Source organism: Ramlibacter sp. 2FC (assembly GCF_005503345.1).
In the GTDB taxonomy this organism is placed as follows: domain Bacteria; phylum Pseudomonadota; class Gammaproteobacteria; order Burkholderiales; family Burkholderiaceae_C; genus SCMQ01.
Genome location: NZ_SCMM01000043.1, coordinates 21,346 through 38,885 on the forward strand (window position 1 = coordinate 21,346; position 17,540 = coordinate 38,885).

Annotated in this window: 16 protein-coding genes and 1 pseudogene; 15 read left to right on the forward strand and 2 right to left on the reverse strand. The window is 67.7% G+C overall.

The genetic code is table 11. From position 1 onward, the window contains the following. Positions 1-68: 68 nt before the first annotated feature. The 5 genes from FFS10_RS17140 (at position 69) to FFS10_RS17160 (ending at position 2,454) form a co-directional block, all read left to right on the forward strand. Positions 69-608 (forward strand): hypothetical protein, encoded by a 540-nt coding sequence (locus FFS10_RS17140; protein ID WP_137895691.1) that lies wholly within the window; start codon positions 69-71, stop codon positions 606-608. A gap of 106 nt (positions 609-714) precedes the next feature. Beyond that, entirely contained in the window at positions 715-1,146 is a 432-nt protein-coding gene (locus tag FFS10_RS17145; RefSeq protein ID WP_137895692.1) for a GFA family protein, read from the forward strand. Positions 1,147-1,332: 186 nt separating this feature from the next. Continuing rightward, positions 1,333-1,638: a type II toxin-antitoxin system RelE/ParE family toxin gene (locus FFS10_RS17150; protein ID WP_249931332.1), complete on the forward strand. Its 306-nt coding sequence runs from the start codon at positions 1,333-1,335 to the stop codon at positions 1,636-1,638. Between the two features lie 12 nt (positions 1,639-1,650). Continuing rightward, positions 1,651-1,971 (forward strand): addiction module antidote protein, encoded by a 321-nt coding sequence (locus FFS10_RS17155; protein WP_137895693.1) that lies wholly within the window; start codon positions 1,651-1,653, stop codon positions 1,969-1,971. Between the two features lie 162 nt (positions 1,972-2,133). Then, entirely contained in the window at positions 2,134-2,454 is a 321-nt protein-coding gene (locus FFS10_RS17160) for a hypothetical protein (protein ID WP_137895694.1), read from the forward strand. A 118-nt stretch (positions 2,455-2,572) separates the two neighbouring features. Here the strand turns inward: FFS10_RS17160 and FFS10_RS17165 are convergent. Further along, positions 2,573-2,704: pseudogene (locus FFS10_RS17165) on the reverse strand (AMP-binding enzyme); the annotation flags it as partial. 85 nt (positions 2,705-2,789) lie between these two features. Here FFS10_RS17165 and FFS10_RS17170 point away from each other — a divergent pair. Then, positions 2,790-3,329 (forward strand): heme NO-binding domain-containing protein, encoded by a 540-nt coding sequence (locus FFS10_RS17170; protein ID WP_137895695.1) that lies wholly within the window; start codon positions 2,790-2,792, stop codon positions 3,327-3,329. 28 nt (positions 3,330-3,357) lie between these two features. On the opposite strand, the gene FFS10_RS17175 is transcribed toward FFS10_RS17170, so the two are convergent. Further along, positions 3,358-4,935, reverse strand: a complete 1,578-nt coding sequence (locus tag FFS10_RS17175) for a benzoate-CoA ligase family protein (RefSeq protein ID WP_137895696.1) — start codon at positions 4,933-4,935, stop codon at positions 3,358-3,360. Between the two features lie 194 nt (positions 4,936-5,129). Between FFS10_RS17175 and FFS10_RS17180 the strand changes: the two genes are divergently transcribed. The 9 genes from FFS10_RS17180 to FFS10_RS17220 all read left to right on the forward strand — a co-directional run bounded on the left by FFS10_RS17180 (position 5,130) and on the right by FFS10_RS17220 (position 17,372). Then, positions 5,130-6,059 (forward strand): helix-turn-helix transcriptional regulator, encoded by a 930-nt coding sequence (locus FFS10_RS17180; RefSeq protein WP_137895706.1) that lies wholly within the window; start codon positions 5,130-5,132, stop codon positions 6,057-6,059. 147 nt (positions 6,060-6,206) lie between these two features. Next, positions 6,207-7,865 carry a 2,3-epoxybenzoyl-CoA dihydrolase gene (gene boxC / locus FFS10_RS17185; RefSeq protein WP_137895697.1) on the forward strand — a complete coding sequence of 553 codons (1,659 nt, stop codon included), beginning with the start codon at positions 6,207-6,209 and terminating at the stop codon, positions 7,863-7,865. A 47-nt stretch (positions 7,866-7,912) separates the two neighbouring features. Beyond that, positions 7,913-9,340: a benzoyl-CoA 2,3-epoxidase subunit BoxB gene (gene boxB, locus FFS10_RS17190; RefSeq protein ID WP_137895698.1), complete on the forward strand. Its 1,428-nt coding sequence runs from the start codon at positions 7,913-7,915 to the stop codon at positions 9,338-9,340. Positions 9,341-9,426: 86 nt separating this feature from the next. Then, positions 9,427-10,689, forward strand: a complete 1,263-nt coding sequence (boxA, locus tag FFS10_RS17195) for a benzoyl-CoA 2,3-epoxidase subunit BoxA (RefSeq protein WP_137895699.1) — start codon at positions 9,427-9,429, stop codon at positions 10,687-10,689. A 2-nt stretch (positions 10,690-10,691) separates the two neighbouring features. After that, complete coding sequence (locus FFS10_RS17200; RefSeq protein WP_137895700.1) at positions 10,692-11,132, forward strand: MaoC family dehydratase; 441 nt, start codon at positions 10,692-10,694, stop codon at positions 11,130-11,132. 103 nt (positions 11,133-11,235) lie between these two features. Next, the gene (locus FFS10_RS17205) at positions 11,236-12,180 is read left to right on the forward strand and encodes a LysR family transcriptional regulator (protein ID WP_137895701.1); all 945 of its coding nucleotides are present in this window, start codon (positions 11,236-11,238) and stop codon (positions 12,178-12,180) included. A gap of 83 nt (positions 12,181-12,263) precedes the next feature. Further along, positions 12,264-14,033, forward strand: a complete 1,770-nt coding sequence (locus FFS10_RS17210) for an NADH-ubiquinone oxidoreductase-F iron-sulfur binding region domain-containing protein (RefSeq protein WP_137895702.1) — start codon at positions 12,264-12,266, stop codon at positions 14,031-14,033. Further along, positions 14,030-16,885: a formate dehydrogenase subunit alpha gene (gene fdhF, locus FFS10_RS17215; RefSeq protein WP_137895703.1), complete on the forward strand. Its 2,856-nt coding sequence runs from the start codon at positions 14,030-14,032 to the stop codon at positions 16,883-16,885. Before FFS10_RS17210 ends, fdhF begins: the two co-directional genes overlap by 4 nt. Positions 16,886-16,934: 49 nt before the next feature. Further along, positions 16,935-17,372, forward strand: a complete 438-nt coding sequence (locus FFS10_RS17220) for a YciI family protein (protein ID WP_137895704.1) — start codon at positions 16,935-16,937, stop codon at positions 17,370-17,372. The last annotated feature ends 168 nt before the right edge of the window (positions 17,373-17,540 follow it).

The following is a 17,540-nucleotide window of genomic DNA, read 5'->3' on the forward strand; positions in this document are numbered from 1 at the left end:
CTCATTGATTTCATTGAGGCCAAAGGATGTCGAGCCGAATTAATCAGCGCCTCCCTAGGTAATTACTCATGCGCCCAATATTTACCGTCCATGCCGGTGAATACCTTGTTGGAAGCGAAATTGAAGCTCAATTTCCCGACATGCGGGTATGGATTCCATCAAAAGACGATGGCATCGATCTACTTGTTACCGACAAGAAACAGAAGAAAGTCGCATCTCTTCAGGTCAAGTTCTCGAAAGACCACTTGGCGACGGGAAAAGAATCTCGGGCAACAGCGGAAATTAAGTCCGGTGGCTGGTGGAAATTCGACCAAAAAAAGCTCTCGTCGTCTACAGCCGACTTTTGGGTTCTCGTGCTTTGCGAGTTCAATTCTCGCAAGTACGATTTCGTAGTCGTAAAGCCTGCTGAGCTTGCCAACCGGTACGCCAAGATTGCACCTGATTCGACCACTATTCAAAGCTATTTTTGGGTAACGCAAGCCGGGCGATGCTGGGAGACCCGCGGCCTTGCGAAAAACGACCTTTCGCAAATTTGCTCCGGAGTGTTCACAAACAGCGTTCGTGACTTTACTAATTTTTTAAATGATTGGCCTTTCGGCGTTGCCTAACATTACGGTCAACCTTACAACCGTAAGCGGGGCGCAATTCGAACGGGCCGCCTCGCGCGGTTGCAGGTTACCTCAACGTCAGGCGCCGCCAAAGCCAGGAGCCACCATGCTTATCAATGGCCGATGCCACTGCGGGAACATTTCATTCAAGCTCTTATGGGAGCCTGGGCCGAAAGAAATACCAGCCCGAGCCTGCGACTGCTCGTTTTGTACGAAGCATGGCGGCGTATGGACGTCCTGCAATACAGGTTCGCTCAAAGTCACCGTAGCTGATCCTTCGCTCGTATCGAAGTACCGCTTTGGCACGAAGACAGCCCAGTTCCATGTCTGCGCCAGGTGTGGCATCGCGCCGGTCGTCAGCAGTGCGATTGACGGTCAGACCTACGCAGTAGTCAGTGTCAACGCGTTCGAAGGCGTTGACCAATCGCTTCTAAAGCATGCGCCGGCATCCTTCGAGGCAGAGGACGAAAAGGCTCGCCTCTCGCGGCGCAAGAAGAGCTGGATTGCCAATGTCGAGTTCATCGAAGGCGGCGCCTGACCCTCATATATGGACTCCTCACAACGGCAAGAAACTGACCGATAGGGGGGGCTCGTTGGGAGTCGCCTGTACGTGTGTCCGGCATCTTCAATGGGCTTTGCGGCGGCCCGTGTGGACGTGGAATCCACGGCGCCCATGAGCCATTTGATACAAGCGGCAGCCTGGGGCACTTGACAGATGTATCCCATGGGATACGATTCGCGCATGCGTGTGCAGATGACCGAGGTCTATCGAGATTGGATCAACGCCCTCAAAGATCGCGCAGCTCGCGCTCGGATTCAGGTGCGGGTGGATCGGCTGGTCCACGGCAACCCTGGGCAGCATCGCCAGCTGACGGACGGTGTGTCGGAGCTGAAGATCGATTTCGGTCCAGGCTACCGCGTGTACTGCGCCGAAAGAGCCGGTGAGATCGTCGTCCTTCTCGCGGGTGGTGACAAGTCCACGCAGCAGCAAGACATCAAGGCGGCCATCGCACTCGCGAGGAACCTGTAGGAGTACCCCGAAATGCCCAAATCATCCACTGCCAAGGTACCCGCCAAGACCAAGACCGTGCCCTACGACGTGGCGGAGCAACTGCGCACGCCCGAAGAGATGGCGGCCTATCTCGATGCCTGGCTCGCCGAGGCCCCCGATGATGCAGCGGGCATTGCCCGTGCACTGGGCGACATCGCTCGCGCCAAGGGCATGTCGCAGGTAGCCCGCGATGCGGGGCTGAGCCGCGAGAGCTTGTACAAGGCGCTCAGTGAAACCGGCAATCCGAGCTTCGCGACTGTGCTGAAGGTGGCGCGAGCGCTTGGCGTGCGCCTCCACGCGGAGGCCGTATGAAATCCCGTGCCCATCTACGTCCATGGGGGCCAACCCCTCCGTCGAGTGGACAGCCTCAGGCTGCGCCAGCGCCGCCGCTCATGTCCAACGCTGGGCACCATCCGCAGCGCGAGGCGGCCGGTAGCTGGTGACGGATACTCGGGCAAACAGGAGCAAACCGCCGTGGCCATCGACATCGACAAACTGACCGAGGCTGAGCTGATCGATCTGAACAACCGGATCGTTGCGCGCCTCAAGTTCCTGCAGCAAATGCGTGCGCACGCTTCCATGCTCGAGTTCAGCATCGGCGAGCGCGTGTCGTTCCAGCCGCAAGGTCACCCCGTTCTCTTTGGCATCATTGCCAAGTACAACCGCAAGTCGGTGACTGTCATCACCGAGAACGGGCAGCAGTGGAACGTGGCGCCCGTTTTCCTGCGCAAGATCGGCACCGCGCCTGCGCCTGCCGCTGCCAATGGCCAGGTCATCCATCTGCCAAAGAAGTAAGCGCGCGCTTCAGGGGGGCATGGCGCCCAAGCGATCCATGGAGCGCTAGGCATCACCAAACGGCTGACAAGGCGCCCGCCCGGGTGGCCGCGTTTGCGTGTCGGCTCGCGCAGCGGGCTCAGCGGCCCGCCGCTTCCCTCTCCCGCAGCCGGAAGCGCTGGATCTTCCCCGTCGCGGTCTTGGGCAGCTCGGCGACGAACTCGATGAAGCGCGGGTACTTGTAGGGCGCCAGGCGCTCCTTGACGAAGGACCCTTGCCTGCTCGCATGGCCGGAAAGACGGGTGGATAATGCAACCATCCGCAGCGACAAGAACATCGCGACGTAAGGGGGGCTCATGAACGGTATCTTCCCTATAGAAATCCGGAAGTTCGTCGAAGCCAGGCTGGGGGAGCAAGCTTGGCCGGAGATCGTGCGTTCGGCAGAGGTTCGGCCCAGGCTGTATGTGCCCGTGGCCGACTACCCGGACCAAGAGATCGCTGCGCTCCTCTCCGCCGTATCGGCCAGAACGGGAGACCCCATTCCCGTGATCTTGGAGGCCATGGGCGAATTCATCGTGCCGGATCTGATCAGCATGGTCCCGACGTTCATCAGGCCAGGCTGGAAGACCCTCGACATGATCGCCAACACGGAGGAGGCCATCCATGAGGTGCTTCGCCATGCGGGGACGAATACCAATCCGCCGAAGCTGATGTGTCGATGGGCTGGATCCCACGAGGTGGTCGTCACCTACACATCACCCCGGAAGATGTGCACCCTGGCGAAGGGGATCATCAGGGGGATCGCCAAGTACTATGGAGAGCAGGTCGCCATCACGGAGCCCACCTGCATGCTGAGGGGGGACGCGGCCTGCCAATTGCACGTTACCGTGATTTAGGTGTGGTGGCGCAGCCCGCGCAGCCGTCTCACCCGCCCGCCGCTTCCTTCTCGCGCAAGCGAAAGCGCTGAATCTTCCCCGTCGCCGTCTTCGGCAGCTCGGCTACGAACTCGATGAAGCGCGGGTACTTGTAGGGCGCCAGGCGCTCCTTCACGAAGGCCTTGATCTCTTCCTCGGTCAGCTGCTGGCCGGCCTTGAGCACGATGAAGGCCTTGGTCTTGACCAGGCCGTCGGCGTCCTGCTTGCCGATCACCGCGCACTCGAGCACGGCCGGGTGCTGCACCAGGGTGGCCTCGACCTCGAAGGGCGAGACGTAGATGCCGCTCACTTTCAGCATGTCGTCGCTGCGGCCGCTGTAGGTGTAGGTGCCGTCGGCGTTGCGCACGTACTTGTCGCCGCTCTTGGTCCAGCCGCCCTGGAAGGTGTCGCGCGTCTTCTCGCGGTTGCCCCAGTACATCATCGCGGCCGAGGGGCCGTGGATGTAGAGGTCGCCGGGCTCGCCGTCGGGCACCGGGCCGCCTTCCTCGCCGCGCAGCTCGATTTCGTAGCCCGGCACCGGCCAGCCGGTGGTGCCGTAGCGCACCTTGTCCGGGCGGTTGCTGAGGAAGATGTGCAGCATCTCGGTCGAGCCTATGCCGTCGACGATGTCGACCCCGAAATGCCGCTTGAAGCGCTCGCCGAGCTCGGCCGGCAGGGCCTCGCCGGCCGACGAGACCAGGCGCAGCGCGACGGCATCGCGCGCCGGCAGCTGGGGGTGGGCCAGCATGCCGGCGAAGCCGGTGGGCGCGCCGTAGAACACGGTGGGTTTCACCCCGCCGACCTGGCCCAGCAGGCGCTTGAAGGTGGCGTCGGGCGTGGGCCGCTCGGCCATCAGGATGGTGGTGGCGCCCACGCTCATGGGGAAGCTCAGCGCGTTGCCCAGCCCGTAGGCGAAGAACAGCTTGGCCGCGGAGAAGCAGACGTCGTCCTCGCGCAGCTGCAGCAGGCCGCTGCCGTAGAGTTCGGCGGTCCAGTACGGGTTGGCGTGCGAGTGCACCGTGCCCTTGGGCCGGCCGGTGGAGCCGGAGGAATAGAGCCAGAAGGCGGCGTCGTCGGCGCTGGTCGCGGCCGGGCGTGTCATGGCCGGGTAGGCGGCGAGGAAGGTCTCGAACTCGATTTCGGCCGGGTGCAGCGGCGCGATGGGCCGCGACACGATGATCTTCTGTACCTCGTGGTCGGACTTGACCATGGCCGAGGTCAGCACCGGCAGCAGCGCGCCCGACACCAGCACGGCCTGCGCGCGCGAATGCTCGAGCATGTAGGCGTAGTCGTCGGCGGTGAGCAGGGTGTTGACGGCCACCGGGACGAGGCCGGCGTAGATCGCGCCCAGGAAGCTCACCGGCCAGTCGTTGCAGTCCTGCATCAGCAGCAGCACGCGCTCTTCGCGGCGTATGCCGAGCGCGCGCAGGCCGGCGGCGAGGTGGCGCACGCGGTCCTCGAGCTGGGTGTAGCTGAGCGTGCCCAGGTCGTCGACGAAGGCGGCCTTGGCCCCCCGGCCAGCATTGCGCTCGATCAGGTGCTGGGCGAAGTTGAATTGGGCGGGCGGCGGCGGGGGCAGGGCGGACATGGGGTGTCTCCGGTGGCGGATCTGGGGCAGAAAAACTGGACAGTGCTTGGGGGCGGGGCTGGACTTGCCTGTATAAATGCACTATTGTGCTTGTCACGATAGTGTGCAGTAAAGTGCATGTCAAGGTTTTGTGAGCCCGCTCCGGGTTTTCCCGGGGGCAGATGGAGTTTCAAATCATGGGTACCCGATCGAGCATGGGCGGTGAGCCGGACGAGGCGCTGGTGTCGGAGCGCGCGGCTGAGGCCGACAGCGAGGCGCGCCACCCCTTCCTGCTGGCGCTGGGCGAGCGCGTGCGCACACTGCGCTCGCGCCGCGGCATGACGCGCAAGGCGGTGGCGCTGGCGGCCGACGTGTCCGAGCGCCACCTGGCCAACCTCGAGTACGGCACGGGCAATGCCTCCATCCTGGTGCTGCTGCAGGTGGCCCAGGCCCTGCACTGCTCGCTGAGCGAGCTGCTGGGCGACGTCACCACCACCTCGCCCGAGTGGCTGCTGATCCGCGAGCTGCTGGAGCGCCGCAACGAGGCCGATCTGCGCCGCGCGCGCATCGCCCTGGGCACGCTGTTCGACGGCCAGGGCACGGCCGAGCAGGGCCGCACGGCGCGCATCGCGCTGATCGGCCTGCGCGGCGCCGGCAAGTCCACGCTGGGCCGGCGCCTGGCCGAGGACCTGGGCTACACCTTCATCGAGCTGAGCCGCGAGATCGAGCAGTTCGCCGGCTGCAGCATCAGCGAGATCCACAACCTCTACGGCACCAATGCCTACCGCCGCTACGAGCGCCGCGCGCTCGAGGAGGCGATACAGATCTACCCCGAGGTGGTGATCGCCACGCCGGGCGGCCTGGTGGCGGACGCGGCCAACTTCAACCTCATGCTCTCGCACTGCTACACCATCTGGCTGCAGGCCGACCCCGTCGACCACATGGGGCGCGTGGCGGCCCAGGGCGACATGCGCCCCATGGCGGCGAGCAAGGAGGCGATGGAGGACCTCAAGCGCATCCTGACCGGGCGCTCGGCCTTCTATTCCAAGGCGGACATGAGCTTCAACACCAGCGCCTACGGCTTGGAAGACGGTTTCAAGGCCCTGCGCGAGCAGGTGCGGGGCGTGCTGGGCCTGCCGGTCTGAAAAAAACTTGGATGACATGCATAAAAGTGCATTGACATCCTGCGGTTCGTGCACTATTCTTCATCACATCCGCGGCGCTGAACGATTTTTCATGCCGGCGGAACCGGATTGCCCAGCCAACCTCTTGCCCTGATGAAGGATGCGACCATGACCCAAGCCACCACCGTCGACTACCGCACCGACCCCTCGCAATACCGCCACTGGAAGCTCAGCTTCGACGGCGCGGTCGCGACCCTGGCCATCGCCATCGACGAGGACGCCGGCATCCGCCCCGGCTACAAGCTCAAGCTCAATTCCTACGACCTGGGCGTGGACATCGAGCTGCACGACGCGCTGCAGCGCATCCGCTTCGAGCACCCCGAGGTGCGCACCGTGGTCGTCACCAGCCTGAAGGACCGCGTGTTCTGCTCGGGCGCCAACATCTTCATGCTGGGCCTGTCCAGCCACGCCTGGAAGGTGAACTTCTGCAAGTTCACCAACGAAACCCGCAACGGCATCGAGGACTCCAGCCAGCATTCGGGCCTGAAGTTCGTCGCCGCGCTCAACGGCGCCTGCGCCGGCGGCGGCTACGAGCTGGCCCTGGCCTGCGACGACATCGTGCTGGTGGACGACCGCAGCTCGGCCGTCTCGCTGCCCGAGGTGCCGCTGCTGGGCGTGCTGCCCGGCACCGGCGGCCTGACCCGCGTGACCGACAAGCGCCATGTGCGCCATGACCTGGCCGACATCTTCTGCACTACCTCCGAGGGCGTGCGCGGCCAGAAGGCCGTGGACTGGCGCCTGGTCGACGCGATCGCCAAGCCCCAGCAGTTCGCCGCCGTGGTGCAGGAGCGCGCCGCCCAGCTGGGCGCCAAGAGCCACCGCCCGGCCGATGGCAAGGGCGTGGCGCTGACGCCGCTGCAGCGCGTCGACGCGGCCGACGGCATCAGCTACCAATACGTCACGGTGAGCATAGACCGCGCCAAGCGCAACGCCACCTTCACCGTCAAGGCCCCGCAGGGCGCCCAGCCGGCCGACATCGCCGCCATCGAGGCGGCCGGCGCGAGCTGGTGGCCGCTGCAGATGGCGCGCGAGCTCGACGATGCCATCCTGAACATGCGCACCAACGAGCTCGACATCGGCACCTGGCTGCTCAAGACCGAGGGTGACGCCGCCGCCGTGCTGGCCGCCGACGCCACCCTGCTGGCCCACAAGGACCACTGGTTCGTGCGCGAAACCCTGGGCATGCTGCGCCGCACGCTGGCGCGCCTGGACGTGTCCTCGCGCAGCCTGTTCGCCCTGGTCGAGCCCGGCTCCTGCTTCGTCGGCACCCTGGCCGAGCTGGCCTTCTGCGCCGACCGCAGCTACATGCTGGCCCTGCCGGACGACGCCGACAAGGCGCCCAAGCTGCAGCTGGACGAGTTCAACTTCGGCTTCTTCCCCATGGTCAACGACCAGTCGCGCCTGGCGCGCCGCTTCTACGAGGAGGCGCCGGCCATGGACGCCGCGCGTCGCGCCATCGGCAAGGCCCTGGACGCCGACGCCGCCCTGGCCCTGGGCCTGGTCACGGCCGCGCCCGACGACATCGACTGGGCCGACGAGATCCGCATCGCGCTGGAAGAGCGTGCTGCCATGTCGCCCGACGCGCTGACCGGCCTGGAGGCCAACCTGCGCTTCGCCCAGCAGGAGAACATGTTCACGCGCATCTTCGGCCGCCTGTCCGCCTGGCAGAACTGGATCTTCAACCGCCCGAACGCCGTCGGCGAGAAGGGTGCGCTCAAGGTCTACGGCAAGGGCGAGAAGGCCGCCTTCGACCTGAACCGCGTCTGATATCCCGCCGTCCCAGAACCGAGCCCCATTCGATCCAGGAGAAACACATGTCCGGCATCAACTACAGCGACAAGATCCCCAACAACGTCAACCTGTCCGAAGACCGCACGCTGCAGCGCGCGCTCGAGCAGTGGCAGCCCAACTTCATCAACTGGTGGGACGACATGGGCCCCGAGGGCTCGCAGAACTTCGACGTCTACCTGCGCACCGCGATCAGCGTGGACCCGCAGGGCTGGGCCCAGTTCGGCCATGTCAAGATGCCCGACTACCGCTGGGGCATCTTCCTGAACCCGGCCGAGCAGGACCGCAAGATCCATTTCGGCGACCACCTGGGCGAGGCCGCCTGGCAGGACGTGCCCGGCGAGCACCGCGCCAACCTGCGCCGCATCATCGTGACCCAGGGCGACACCGAGCCGGCCTCGGTCGAGCAGCAGCGCCACCTGGGCCTGACCTGCCCCAGCCAGTACGACCTGCGCAACCTGTTTCAGGTCAACGTCGAGGAAGGCCGCCACCTCTGGGCCATGGTCTACCTGCTGCACCGCTACTTCGGCCGCGACGGCCGCGAGGAGGCCGAGGCCCTGCTCGAGCGCCGCTCGGGCAACGCCGACAACCCGCGCATCCTGCAGGCCTTCAACGAGAAGACGCCCGACTGGCTGAGCTTCTTCATGTTCACCTACTTCACCGACCGCGACGGCAAGTTCCAGCTCTGCGCCCTGGCTGAGTCGAGCTTCGACCCGCTGGCGCGCACCACCAAGTTCATGCTGACCGAGGAGGCGCACCACATGTTCGTCGGCGAGTCCGGCGTGGGCCGCGTGATCCAGCGCACCTGCGACGCGATGAACCAGCTCAAGACCGACGACGCGGGCAAGCTGCGCGCGGCCGGCGTGATCGACCTGCCGACCATCCAGCGCTACCTGAACTTCCACTTCAGCGTGACCATCGACCTGTTCGGCGCCGACGAGTCGAGCAACGCCGCCACCTTCTACAGCTCGGGCCTCAAGGGCCGCTACGAGGAGGGCAAGCGCAACGACGACCACCTGCTCAAGGGCCAGACCTACAAGGTGCTGAACGTGGTCGACGGCAAGCTGCTCGAGAAGGAAGTGCCCATGCTCAACGCGCTCAACGAGGTGCTGCGCGACGACTACATCAAGGATTCGGTCGGCGGCGTCGAGCGCTGGAACCGCATCATCGAGAAGTCCGGCATCCCGTTCAAACTGACCGTGCCGCACAAGGCCTTCCACCGCAACATCGGCGCGCTGTCGGGCGTCAAGATATCGCCCGATGGCCGCGTGGTGTCCGACCACGAGTGGAACCAGAAGGTCGAAGAGTGGCTGCCCACCGACGAAGACCGCGCCTACGTGGCCTCGCTGATGGGCCGCGTGGTCGAGCCCGGCAAGTTCGCCAACTGGATTGCTCCGCCGGTCATGGGCATCAACCGCCAGCCGGTCGATTTCGAGTACGTCCGTTTCAACTGATGGCATGAAGACATCAGGGCCACCCGGGGTGCGCCCCGCGTGGCCCTGATGCATACTGACCGCCGCAAATTTCCCCGGAGACCGCCATGGACATGGCCACCGACGCCGCTGTGATCAAGCAGCACCTGATCGATCCCGAGATCTGCATACGCTGCAACACCTGCGAATCGATCTGTCCCGTCGACGCGATCACGCACGACTCGCGCAACTACGTGGTCGACGCCGAGAAGTGCAACCTCTGCATGGACTGCATCTCGCCCTGTCCGACCGGCTCCATCGACAACTGGCGCACGGTGCTCAAGCTCAAGGCCTACAGCATCACCGAGCAGCTGGGCTGGGACGAGCTGCCGCCCGAGCTGCCGCTGCCCGAGGGCGCCGAGCTGGAATCCGCCCAGCCCGCGCCGCCCGCCGTGCCGCCGACCCAGCTCGAGGCTGGCGAGACGCCCTTCGTCTCCTCGGCCTGGGGCGCGACCCTGCCGCCCTGGTCGGCCGCCCATGCCTACACCAACCTCTACGGCCCCAAGACCGGCCCCACCACGGCCACCGTGGTCGGCAACTTCCGCGTCACCGAGGTCGGCAAGGAGTACGACACGCACCACATCGTGCTCGACTTCGGCGCCATGCCCTTCCCGGTGCTGGAGGGCCAGTCGATCGGCATCCTGCCGCCCGGCACCGACGCCAGTGGCAAGCCGCATTACGCGCGCCAGTACTCGGTGGCCAGCCCGCGCAACGGCGAGCGCCCCGGCTACAACAACGTCTCGCTGACCATCAAGCGCGTGCTCGAAGACCACCAGGGCAATCCGGTGCGCGGCGTCGGCTCCAACTACATGTGCGACCTCAAGGTCGGCGACCAGGTGCAGGTGATCGGCCCCTTCGGCAGCTCCTTCCTGATGCCCAACCACCCGCGCAGCAACATCGTCATGATCTGCACCGGCACCGGTAGCGCGCCCATGCGTGCCATGACCGAGTGGCGGCGGCGCCTGCGCGCCTCGGGCAAGTTCGAGGGCGGCAAGCTGATGCTGTTCTTCGGCGCCCGCACCAAGGAGGAGCTGCCTTACTTCGGCCCGCTGCAGAACCTGCCCAAGGACTTCATCGACATCAACTTCGCCTTCTCGCGCACGCCGGGCGAGCCCAAGCGCTACGTGCAGGACCTGCTGCGCGAGCGCGCGGCCGACCTGCTCGCCCTGCTCAAGGACGGCAACACCTTCATCTACGTCTGCGGCTTGAAGAGCATGGAGGAGGGCGTGGTGCTGGCCCTGCGCGACGTGGCCGAGCAGGCCGGCCTGGCCTGGGAGAGCCTGGGCGCCGCGCTCAAGCGCGAAGGCCGGCTGCACCTCGAGACCTACTGAGCATGCGCTTCGCGCAGTTCGAGCCCGGCCAGGTGATAGAAGCCGGGCCCTACGAGGTCAGCCAGGCCGAACTGCTGCAGTTCGCCGGCGCCTACGACCCGCAGTGGTTCCACACCGACCCCGAGGCCGCGGCCCGGGGCCGCTTCGGCGGCCTGATTGCCAGCGGCTGGCATACCTGTGGCATCGCCATGCGCCTGGTGGCCGACGCGGCCCTCGCGGGCTCGGAGTCCTTCGCCTCGCCGGGCCTGGCCTACGTCAAATGGCCGAGCCCGGTGCGCCCGGGCGACCGGCTGGCGCTGCGTGCCACCGTGATCGAGACGCGGCGCTCGCGCAGCCAGCCCGAGCTGGGCATCCTGCGCTGGCGCTGGCAGCTGTTCAACCAGCAGGGCGCCGAGGTGCTGGACCTGGAAGCCACCAGTCTGTTCGACCTGGCCAGCGCCTGAGTTCGGCGATTTCACTCCCTCTCCCTCTGGGAGAGGGCAGGGGTGAGGGCTGGCGAGTGGCAACGACCCAGGAGCGCGGCCCTGCCTTATATTGGCGCCTGCCATGAACCTGCTCGCCTCGCTGCGCTACCTCCTCGCCCTGCACGAGCACCGGCATTTCGGCCGCGCCGCGCAGGCCTGCCATATCACCCAGCCCGCCCTGTCCAACGCGCTGCGCGCGCTCGAGCGCGAGTTCGGCACGCCCATCGTGCAGCGCGGCCGCGCCTACGCCGGCCTCACGCCCGAGGGCGAGCAGGTGCTGGCCACGGCGCGCCGCATGCTGCACGAGCACACCCTGCTGCAGCAGGAGCTGGCGCGCCGCGCCGGCCAGCTCGAGGGCCGGCTGCGCCTGGGCGTGGTGCCCACGGCCGTGCCGGTGGCCGCGCGCTTCGCGGCGCGGCTGCGCGAGCGGCACCCGGGCATCCGGCCCGAGCTGCGCTCCATGGCCTCGCAGGACATCGAGTCCGGCCTGCAGCAGCTGGGCCTGGACCTGGGCCTGGGCTTCATGGAGCGCGTGGGTCCGCGCGCCGGCGGCTTCGCCACCCTGGCCCAGTACCGCGAGCATTACTACCTGGTGCGCCGCAGCGCGCCGGGCGCCCCGGCGGGCGACGCGCTGGGGCCGCCGCTGTCCTGGGCCGAGGCCGCGGCCCTGCCGCTGGCCCTGCTGACCCCCGACATGCACAACCGCCACATCGTCGACGCGGCCTTCGCGCGCGCCGGCGTGGCCGTGCAGCCGGCGCTGGAGACCGACTCCACGCTGGCCCTGGGCCTGAGCCTGCAGGCCGGCGATCTCTGCAGCGTGATGCCGGGCGCCTTGGTGGCGGCGGTGCGCGCGGCGGGCGGTCTCAGCGCCCAGCCCCTGGTGCGCCCCGAGGTCGCCACGCCGGTAGGCTTCATCACCCTGCGCCAGGCCCCGCCCACGCCGGTGCTGAAGGCGGCGCTGGCGCTGGCGCGCGACGCGGCCTGGCACGAGGAGCTCGCGCACTGCAGCGGCGCCCTGGTGGTCTGAAGGGGGAGCTTCATTCATCGATTGAATCAGGCCATGTGTGGATTCAATTTGACGGCGCCGGGCCAGGGCGGGATAGTCGCAGGATGAACACCGCAGGCCAACCCACAGACCCTCAGCCGGTGGCCGTGGCCACGCTGGAACAGATGCGCGAGCGCGCGCGCCAGCCCGGCCGGCCCAGGAGCCGCCTCAAGGGCCGCCAGCCCGACGAAGTCTCGCTGCAGGAGGTGCGTGCCCTGATAGGCGCAGCGCCGGCGGGCGGCCATAGACGGGACCTGCTGATCGAGCACCTGCATGTGCTCAACGACGCCTGGCAGGGCCTGTTCGAGCGCCACCTGGTCGCGCTGGCGGCCGAGATGCGCCTGTCCATGGCCGAGGTGGTCGAGGTCGCGAGCTTCTACCACCACTTCGAGATCCTCAAGGACGAGGCCCAGCCGCCGCGCCTCACGGTGCGGGTCTGCGACGGCCTGTCCTGCAGCCTGGCCGGCGCGGCCGGCCTGCTGGAGCGCCTGCCGGCCCTGCTGGGTGCGGAGGTGCGCGTGGTCCACGCCCCCTGCGTGGGCCGCTGCGAGCAGGCCCCGGCCGTGCTGGCCGGCCACCAGGCCGTGGCGCCGGCCACGCCCGAGGCCGTGGTCCAGGCCTGCGCCGCGCCGCCCGGCGTTGCGGTCCAGCCCGAGCCCGAGGCCCTGGGCTACGCGGCCTACCGTGCGGCGGGCGGCTACGCGCTGGCCGCGGCCCTGGTCAATGGCGAGCAGGAGGCCGAGGCCGTGCTGCGCGCGCTCGAGGACTCGGGCCTGCGCGGCCTGGGCGGCGCGGGCTTTCCGGCCGGGCGCAAGTGGCGCATCGTGCGCGAGCAGCCCGCGCCGCGCCTGATGGCCGTCAACATCGACGAGGGCGAGCCCGGCACCTTCAAGGACCGCCATTACCTCGAGCGCGACCCGCACCGCTTCCTCGAGGGCATGCTGGTCGCGGCCCAGGTGGTGGGCACCGAGGCCGTCTACATCTACCTGCGCGACGAGTACCACGACGCGCGCCGCCTGCTGCAGCAGGCCATCGCCGCGCTGCAGGCCGACCCGCCTTGCCCGCTGCCGCGCATCGAATTGCGCCGCGGCGCCGGTGCCTACATCTGCGGCGAAGAGTCGGCCATGATAGAGAGCATCGAGGGCAAGCGTGGCGAGCCGCGCATGCGCCCGCCCTACATCGCCCAGGTCGGCCTGTTCGGCCGGCCCACGCTGGAGCACAACTTCGAGACGCTCTACTGGGTGCGCGAGATCGTCGAGAAAGGCCCGCAGTGGTTCGCCGCCCAGGGCCGCCATGGCCGCAAGGGCCTGCGCAGTTTCAGCGTGAGCGGGCGCGTGCGCCAGCCCGGCGTCAAGCTCGCGCCGGCCGGCATCACGCTGCGCGAGCTGGTCGACGAATACTGCGGCGGCATGGCCGAGGGCCACGAGCTCTACGCCTACCTGCCCGGCGGCGCGAGCGGCGGCATCCTGCCGGCGCGCCTGGCCGACCTGCCGCTGGACTTCGACACCCTGCAGCCCTACGGCTGCTTCATAGGCTCGGCCGCCGTCATCGTGCTGAGCCAGCACGACCGCGCGCGAGACGCCGCGCTCAACACCATGCGCTTCTTCGCCGACGAGAGCTGCGGCCAGTGCACGCCCTGCCGCGTGGGCACGGCCAAGGCGGCGAAGCTCATGGAGGAACCGGTCTGGGACCAGGCCCTGCTGGCCGACCTGGGCCAGGTCATGGCCGACGCCTCGATCTGCGGCCTGGGCCAGGCTGCGCCCAACCCGATACGCTGCGTGCAGCAGTATTTCCCGCACGAGCTGGGCGCCGAGCCCGCAGGAGAGAGCGCATGAAGCAGGCGCCGACCGACGAACAGGCACTGGCGCCGGCCAGCGTGGCCTTCACGCTGGACGGCCAGCTCATGCAGGGCTTGGAGGGCGAGTCCATCCTGCAGGCCGCAGAGCGCCATGGCGTGGCGATCCCGCGCCTGTGCTACAGCGAGGGCCTGCGCCCCGACGGCAACTGCCGCGCCTGCGTGGTCGAAATCGAGGGCGAGCGCACGCTCGCGCCCAGCTGTTGTCGCAGCGTCGCGCCCGGCATGAAGGTGCAGGCCCAGAGCGAGCGCGCGCGCAAGAGCCAGAACATGGTGCTCGAGATGCTGCTGGCCGACCTGCCCGAGCAGGGCCACAAGTGGCTGGCCGACGATCCGGCCCAACCGCACGGCGAGCTGAGCCAATGGGCCGCGCGCCAGGGCGTGGCGGTGCGGCCCGCGCTCAGGGCCCTGGGCCGGGCCCAGCCCGCGCCGGACCTCTCGCACCCCGCGATGGCCGTCAACCTGGACGCCTGCATCCAGTGCACGCGCTGCGTGCGCGCCTGCCGCGAGGAACAGGTCAACGATGTGATAGGCATGGCCTTCCGCGGCGCCCAGGCCCAGGTCGTGTTCGACCTCGGCGACCCCATGGGCCAGAGCAGCTGCGTGGCCTGCGGCGAATGCGTGCAGGCCTGCCCCACCGGCGCCCTCATGCCCAAAAGCCACATCGGCGCGCAGAGCGTGGACCGCGAGGTCGACTCGGTCTGCCCCTTCTGCGGCGTGGGCTGCCTGATTACCTACAAGGTCAAGGACGAGAAGATTGTGAGCGTCGAGGGCCGCGACGGCCCGGCCAACCATGGCCGCCTGTGCGTGAAAGGGCGTTTCGGCTTCGACTACGTGCACAATCCCGAGCGCCTGACCAAGCCGCTGATCCGCAAGCCGGGTGTGCCCAAGGACCCCGAGCACCTGACGCGTGAGCTGCACTGGTCCGAGGCCTTCCGCGAGGCCAGCTGGGAGGAGGCCCTTGATCTCGCCGCCGGCAAGCTCAAGGCCCTGCGCGACCAGCATGGCAACAAGGCCCTGGCCGGCTTCGGCTCGGCCAAGGGCAGCAACGAAGAGGCCTACCTGTTCCAGAAGCTGGTGCGCACCGGTTTCGGCAGCAACAACGTGGACCACTGCACCCGCCTGTGCCATGCCTCCAGCGTGGCCGCCCTGCTCGAGGGCGTGGGCTCGGGCGCGGTGAGCAACCCGGTGGGCGACGTAGCGCATGCCGATCTGATCTTCGTGATCGGCTCCAACCCCACGGCCAACCACCCGGTGGCGGCCACCTGGATGAAGAACGCCGCCCAGCGCGGCGCCAGGATCGTGCTGGCCGATCCGCGCATCACCGACCTGGGCCGCCACGCCTGGCGCACCCTGCCCTTCAAGGCCGACACCGACGTGGCCCTGCTCAACGCCATGCTGCACGTGATCGTCGAGGAGGGTCTGACCGACGAGGCCTTCCTGCGCGAGCGCGCCGACAACGTGCAGGCGCTCAAGGACAACGTCGCCGACTACAGCCCCGAGGCCATGGCGCCGATCTGCGGCATCCCGGCCGAGACCATACGCGAGGTGGCGCGCGCCTATGCCACGGCCGGCGCCTCCATGATCCTCTGGGGCATGGGCGTGAGCCAGCATGTGCACGGCACGGACAACGTGCGCTGCCTGATCGCCCTGGCCAGCGTCACCGGCCAGATCGGCCGCCCCGGCACCGGCCTGCATCCGCTGCGCGGCCAGAACAACGTGCAGGGCGCGAGCGACGCCGGCCTGATCCCCATGATGTACCCGAACTACCAGCGCGTGAGCGACAAGGCCGCGCACGACTGGTTCGAGGACTTCTGGGGCACCAAGCTGGACCCCCAGCCCGGCTACACCGTGGTCGAGATCATGGACAAGTGCCTGGCGCCGGACAGCGACCCGCACAAGGTGCGCGGCATGTACATCATGGGCGAGAACCCGGCCATGAGCGACCCCGACCTCAACCACGCGCGCCACGCCCTGGCCTCGCTCGAGCACCTGGTGGTGCAGGACATCTTCATGACCGAGACCGCCTGGCTGGCCGACGTGGTCCTGCCCGCCAGCGCCTGGCCCGAGAAGACCGGCAGCGTGAGCAACACCGACCGCATGGTGCAGCTCGGCCGCCAAGCCCTCCAGCCGCCCGGCGAGGCGCGTGCCGATCTCTGGATCATCCAGCAGATCGCCAGGCGCATGGGCCTGAACTGGCACTACGATTCACCCCCTCTCCCTCTGGGAGAGGGCCGGGGTGAGGGCAGCGTCTACCACGGTGTAGAACGCGTCTACGACGAGATGCGTCAGGCCATGGCCGCCGTCATAGCCGGCATCAGCTGGGAGCGCCTGCAGCGCGAATCCAGCGTCACCTACCCCTGCCTCAGCGCGGACGACCCCGGCCAGCCCATCGTCTTCCACGACCAGTTCCCCACGCCCGACGGCCGCGTGCAGCTGGTGCCGGCCGACATCATCCCGGCCGACGAGCGGCCCGACACCGAGTACCCCTTCGTGCTGATCACCGGCCGCCAGCTCGAGCACTGGCACACCGGCAGCATGACGCGCCGCTCCGAGGTGCTGGACGCGCTCGAGCCAGCCGCCACCGCCTCGCTGTGCGGCGAGGACCTGCAGCGCCTGGGCCTGCAGCCCGGCGACGCCATCCGCGTCGCCTCGCGCCGCGGCGAGGTTACGCTGCAGGCGCGGCGCGACGACGGCACGCCGCGCGGCACGGTGTTCATCCCCTTCGCCTATGTGGAGGCCGCGGCCAACCTGTTGACCAACGCTGCGCTGGACCCCTTCGGCAAGATCCCGGAGTTCAAGTACTGCGCGGTCAAGGTGAGCGGGGTGTAGACGCCGGCCGGCCCTGGCCGAAAGCCATCCGTTTCAAGGAGGAACGACGATGCGAGTCATGGTGATGGTCAAGGCCACGGCCGAATCCGAAGCCGGCAAGATGCCCGGCCAGGCATTGCTCGAGGCCATGGGCAGGTTCAACGAAGAGCTGGTCAAGGCCGGCGTGATGCTGGCGGGTGAGGGCCTGCACCCCAGCGCCAGGGGCAAGCGGGTGCGCTTCTCGGGCAGCCAGCGCAGCGTGGTCGACGGGCCGTTCGAGCAGATCCAGGAGCTCGTCGCCGGCTTCTGGCTGTGGCAGGTCAAGTCCATCGACGAGGCGGTCGAATGGGTCAGGCGCTGCCCCAACCCCATGGAAGGCGAGTCCGAGATCGAGATCCGCCCGCTGTTCGAGGCCGAGGATTTCGGCGCCGAGCTCACGCCCGAACTGCGGGCGCAGGAGGAGCGGCTGCGCGGCGAGGTCGAGGGTGGGGCGGGCAAACCGCGCTGAGGCGAGCGCGCAGGGGCGCAGGTACGGCGCCTCGGCGATCTTGACGCTTACCTAATCTTACTGTGTTAGTAATTTGAACGAATTCAAGGCATTATGCGCACTTCTTCAAGCGAAGGGCGAACCTTGATGGAAGACTTGCAGGAATTCGAGCGATACATGGCCCATCTG

Bases quoted from the DNA above. Each gene is read 5' to 3' on its own strand.
- FFS10_RS17140 (WP_137895691.1), top strand. From the start codon at position 69: ATGCGCCCAATATTTACCGTCCATGCCGGTGAATACCTTGTTGGAAGC.
- FFS10_RS17145 (WP_137895692.1), top strand. From the start codon at position 715: ATGCTTATCAATGGCCGATGCCACTGCGGGAACATTTCATTCAAGCTC.
- FFS10_RS17150 (WP_249931332.1), top strand. From the start codon at position 1,333: ATGGGATACGATTCGCGCATGCGTGTGCAGATGACCGAGGTCTATCGA.
- FFS10_RS17155 (WP_137895693.1), top strand. From the start codon at position 1,651: ATGCCCAAATCATCCACTGCCAAGGTACCCGCCAAGACCAAGACCGTG.
- FFS10_RS17170 (WP_137895695.1), top strand. From the start codon at position 2,790: ATGAACGGTATCTTCCCTATAGAAATCCGGAAGTTCGTCGAAGCCAGG.
- FFS10_RS17175 (WP_137895696.1), bottom strand. From the start codon at position 4,935: ATGTCCGCCCTGCCCCCGCCGCCGCCCGCCCAATTCAACTTCGCCCAG.
- FFS10_RS17180 (WP_137895706.1), top strand. From the start codon at position 5,130: ATGGGCGGTGAGCCGGACGAGGCGCTGGTGTCGGAGCGCGCGGCTGAG.
- boxC (WP_137895697.1), top strand. From the start codon at position 6,207: ATGACCCAAGCCACCACCGTCGACTACCGCACCGACCCCTCGCAATAC.
- boxB (WP_137895698.1), top strand. From the start codon at position 7,913: ATGTCCGGCATCAACTACAGCGACAAGATCCCCAACAACGTCAACCTG.
- boxA (WP_137895699.1), top strand. From the start codon at position 9,427: ATGGACATGGCCACCGACGCCGCTGTGATCAAGCAGCACCTGATCGAT.
- FFS10_RS17200 (WP_137895700.1), top strand. From the start codon at position 10,692: ATGCGCTTCGCGCAGTTCGAGCCCGGCCAGGTGATAGAAGCCGGGCCC.
- FFS10_RS17205 (WP_137895701.1), top strand. From the start codon at position 11,236: ATGAACCTGCTCGCCTCGCTGCGCTACCTCCTCGCCCTGCACGAGCAC.
- FFS10_RS17210 (WP_137895702.1), top strand. From the start codon at position 12,264: ATGAACACCGCAGGCCAACCCACAGACCCTCAGCCGGTGGCCGTGGCC.
- fdhF (WP_137895703.1), top strand. From the start codon at position 14,030: ATGAAGCAGGCGCCGACCGACGAACAGGCACTGGCGCCGGCCAGCGTG.
- FFS10_RS17220 (WP_137895704.1), top strand. From the start codon at position 16,935: ATGCGAGTCATGGTGATGGTCAAGGCCACGGCCGAATCCGAAGCCGGC.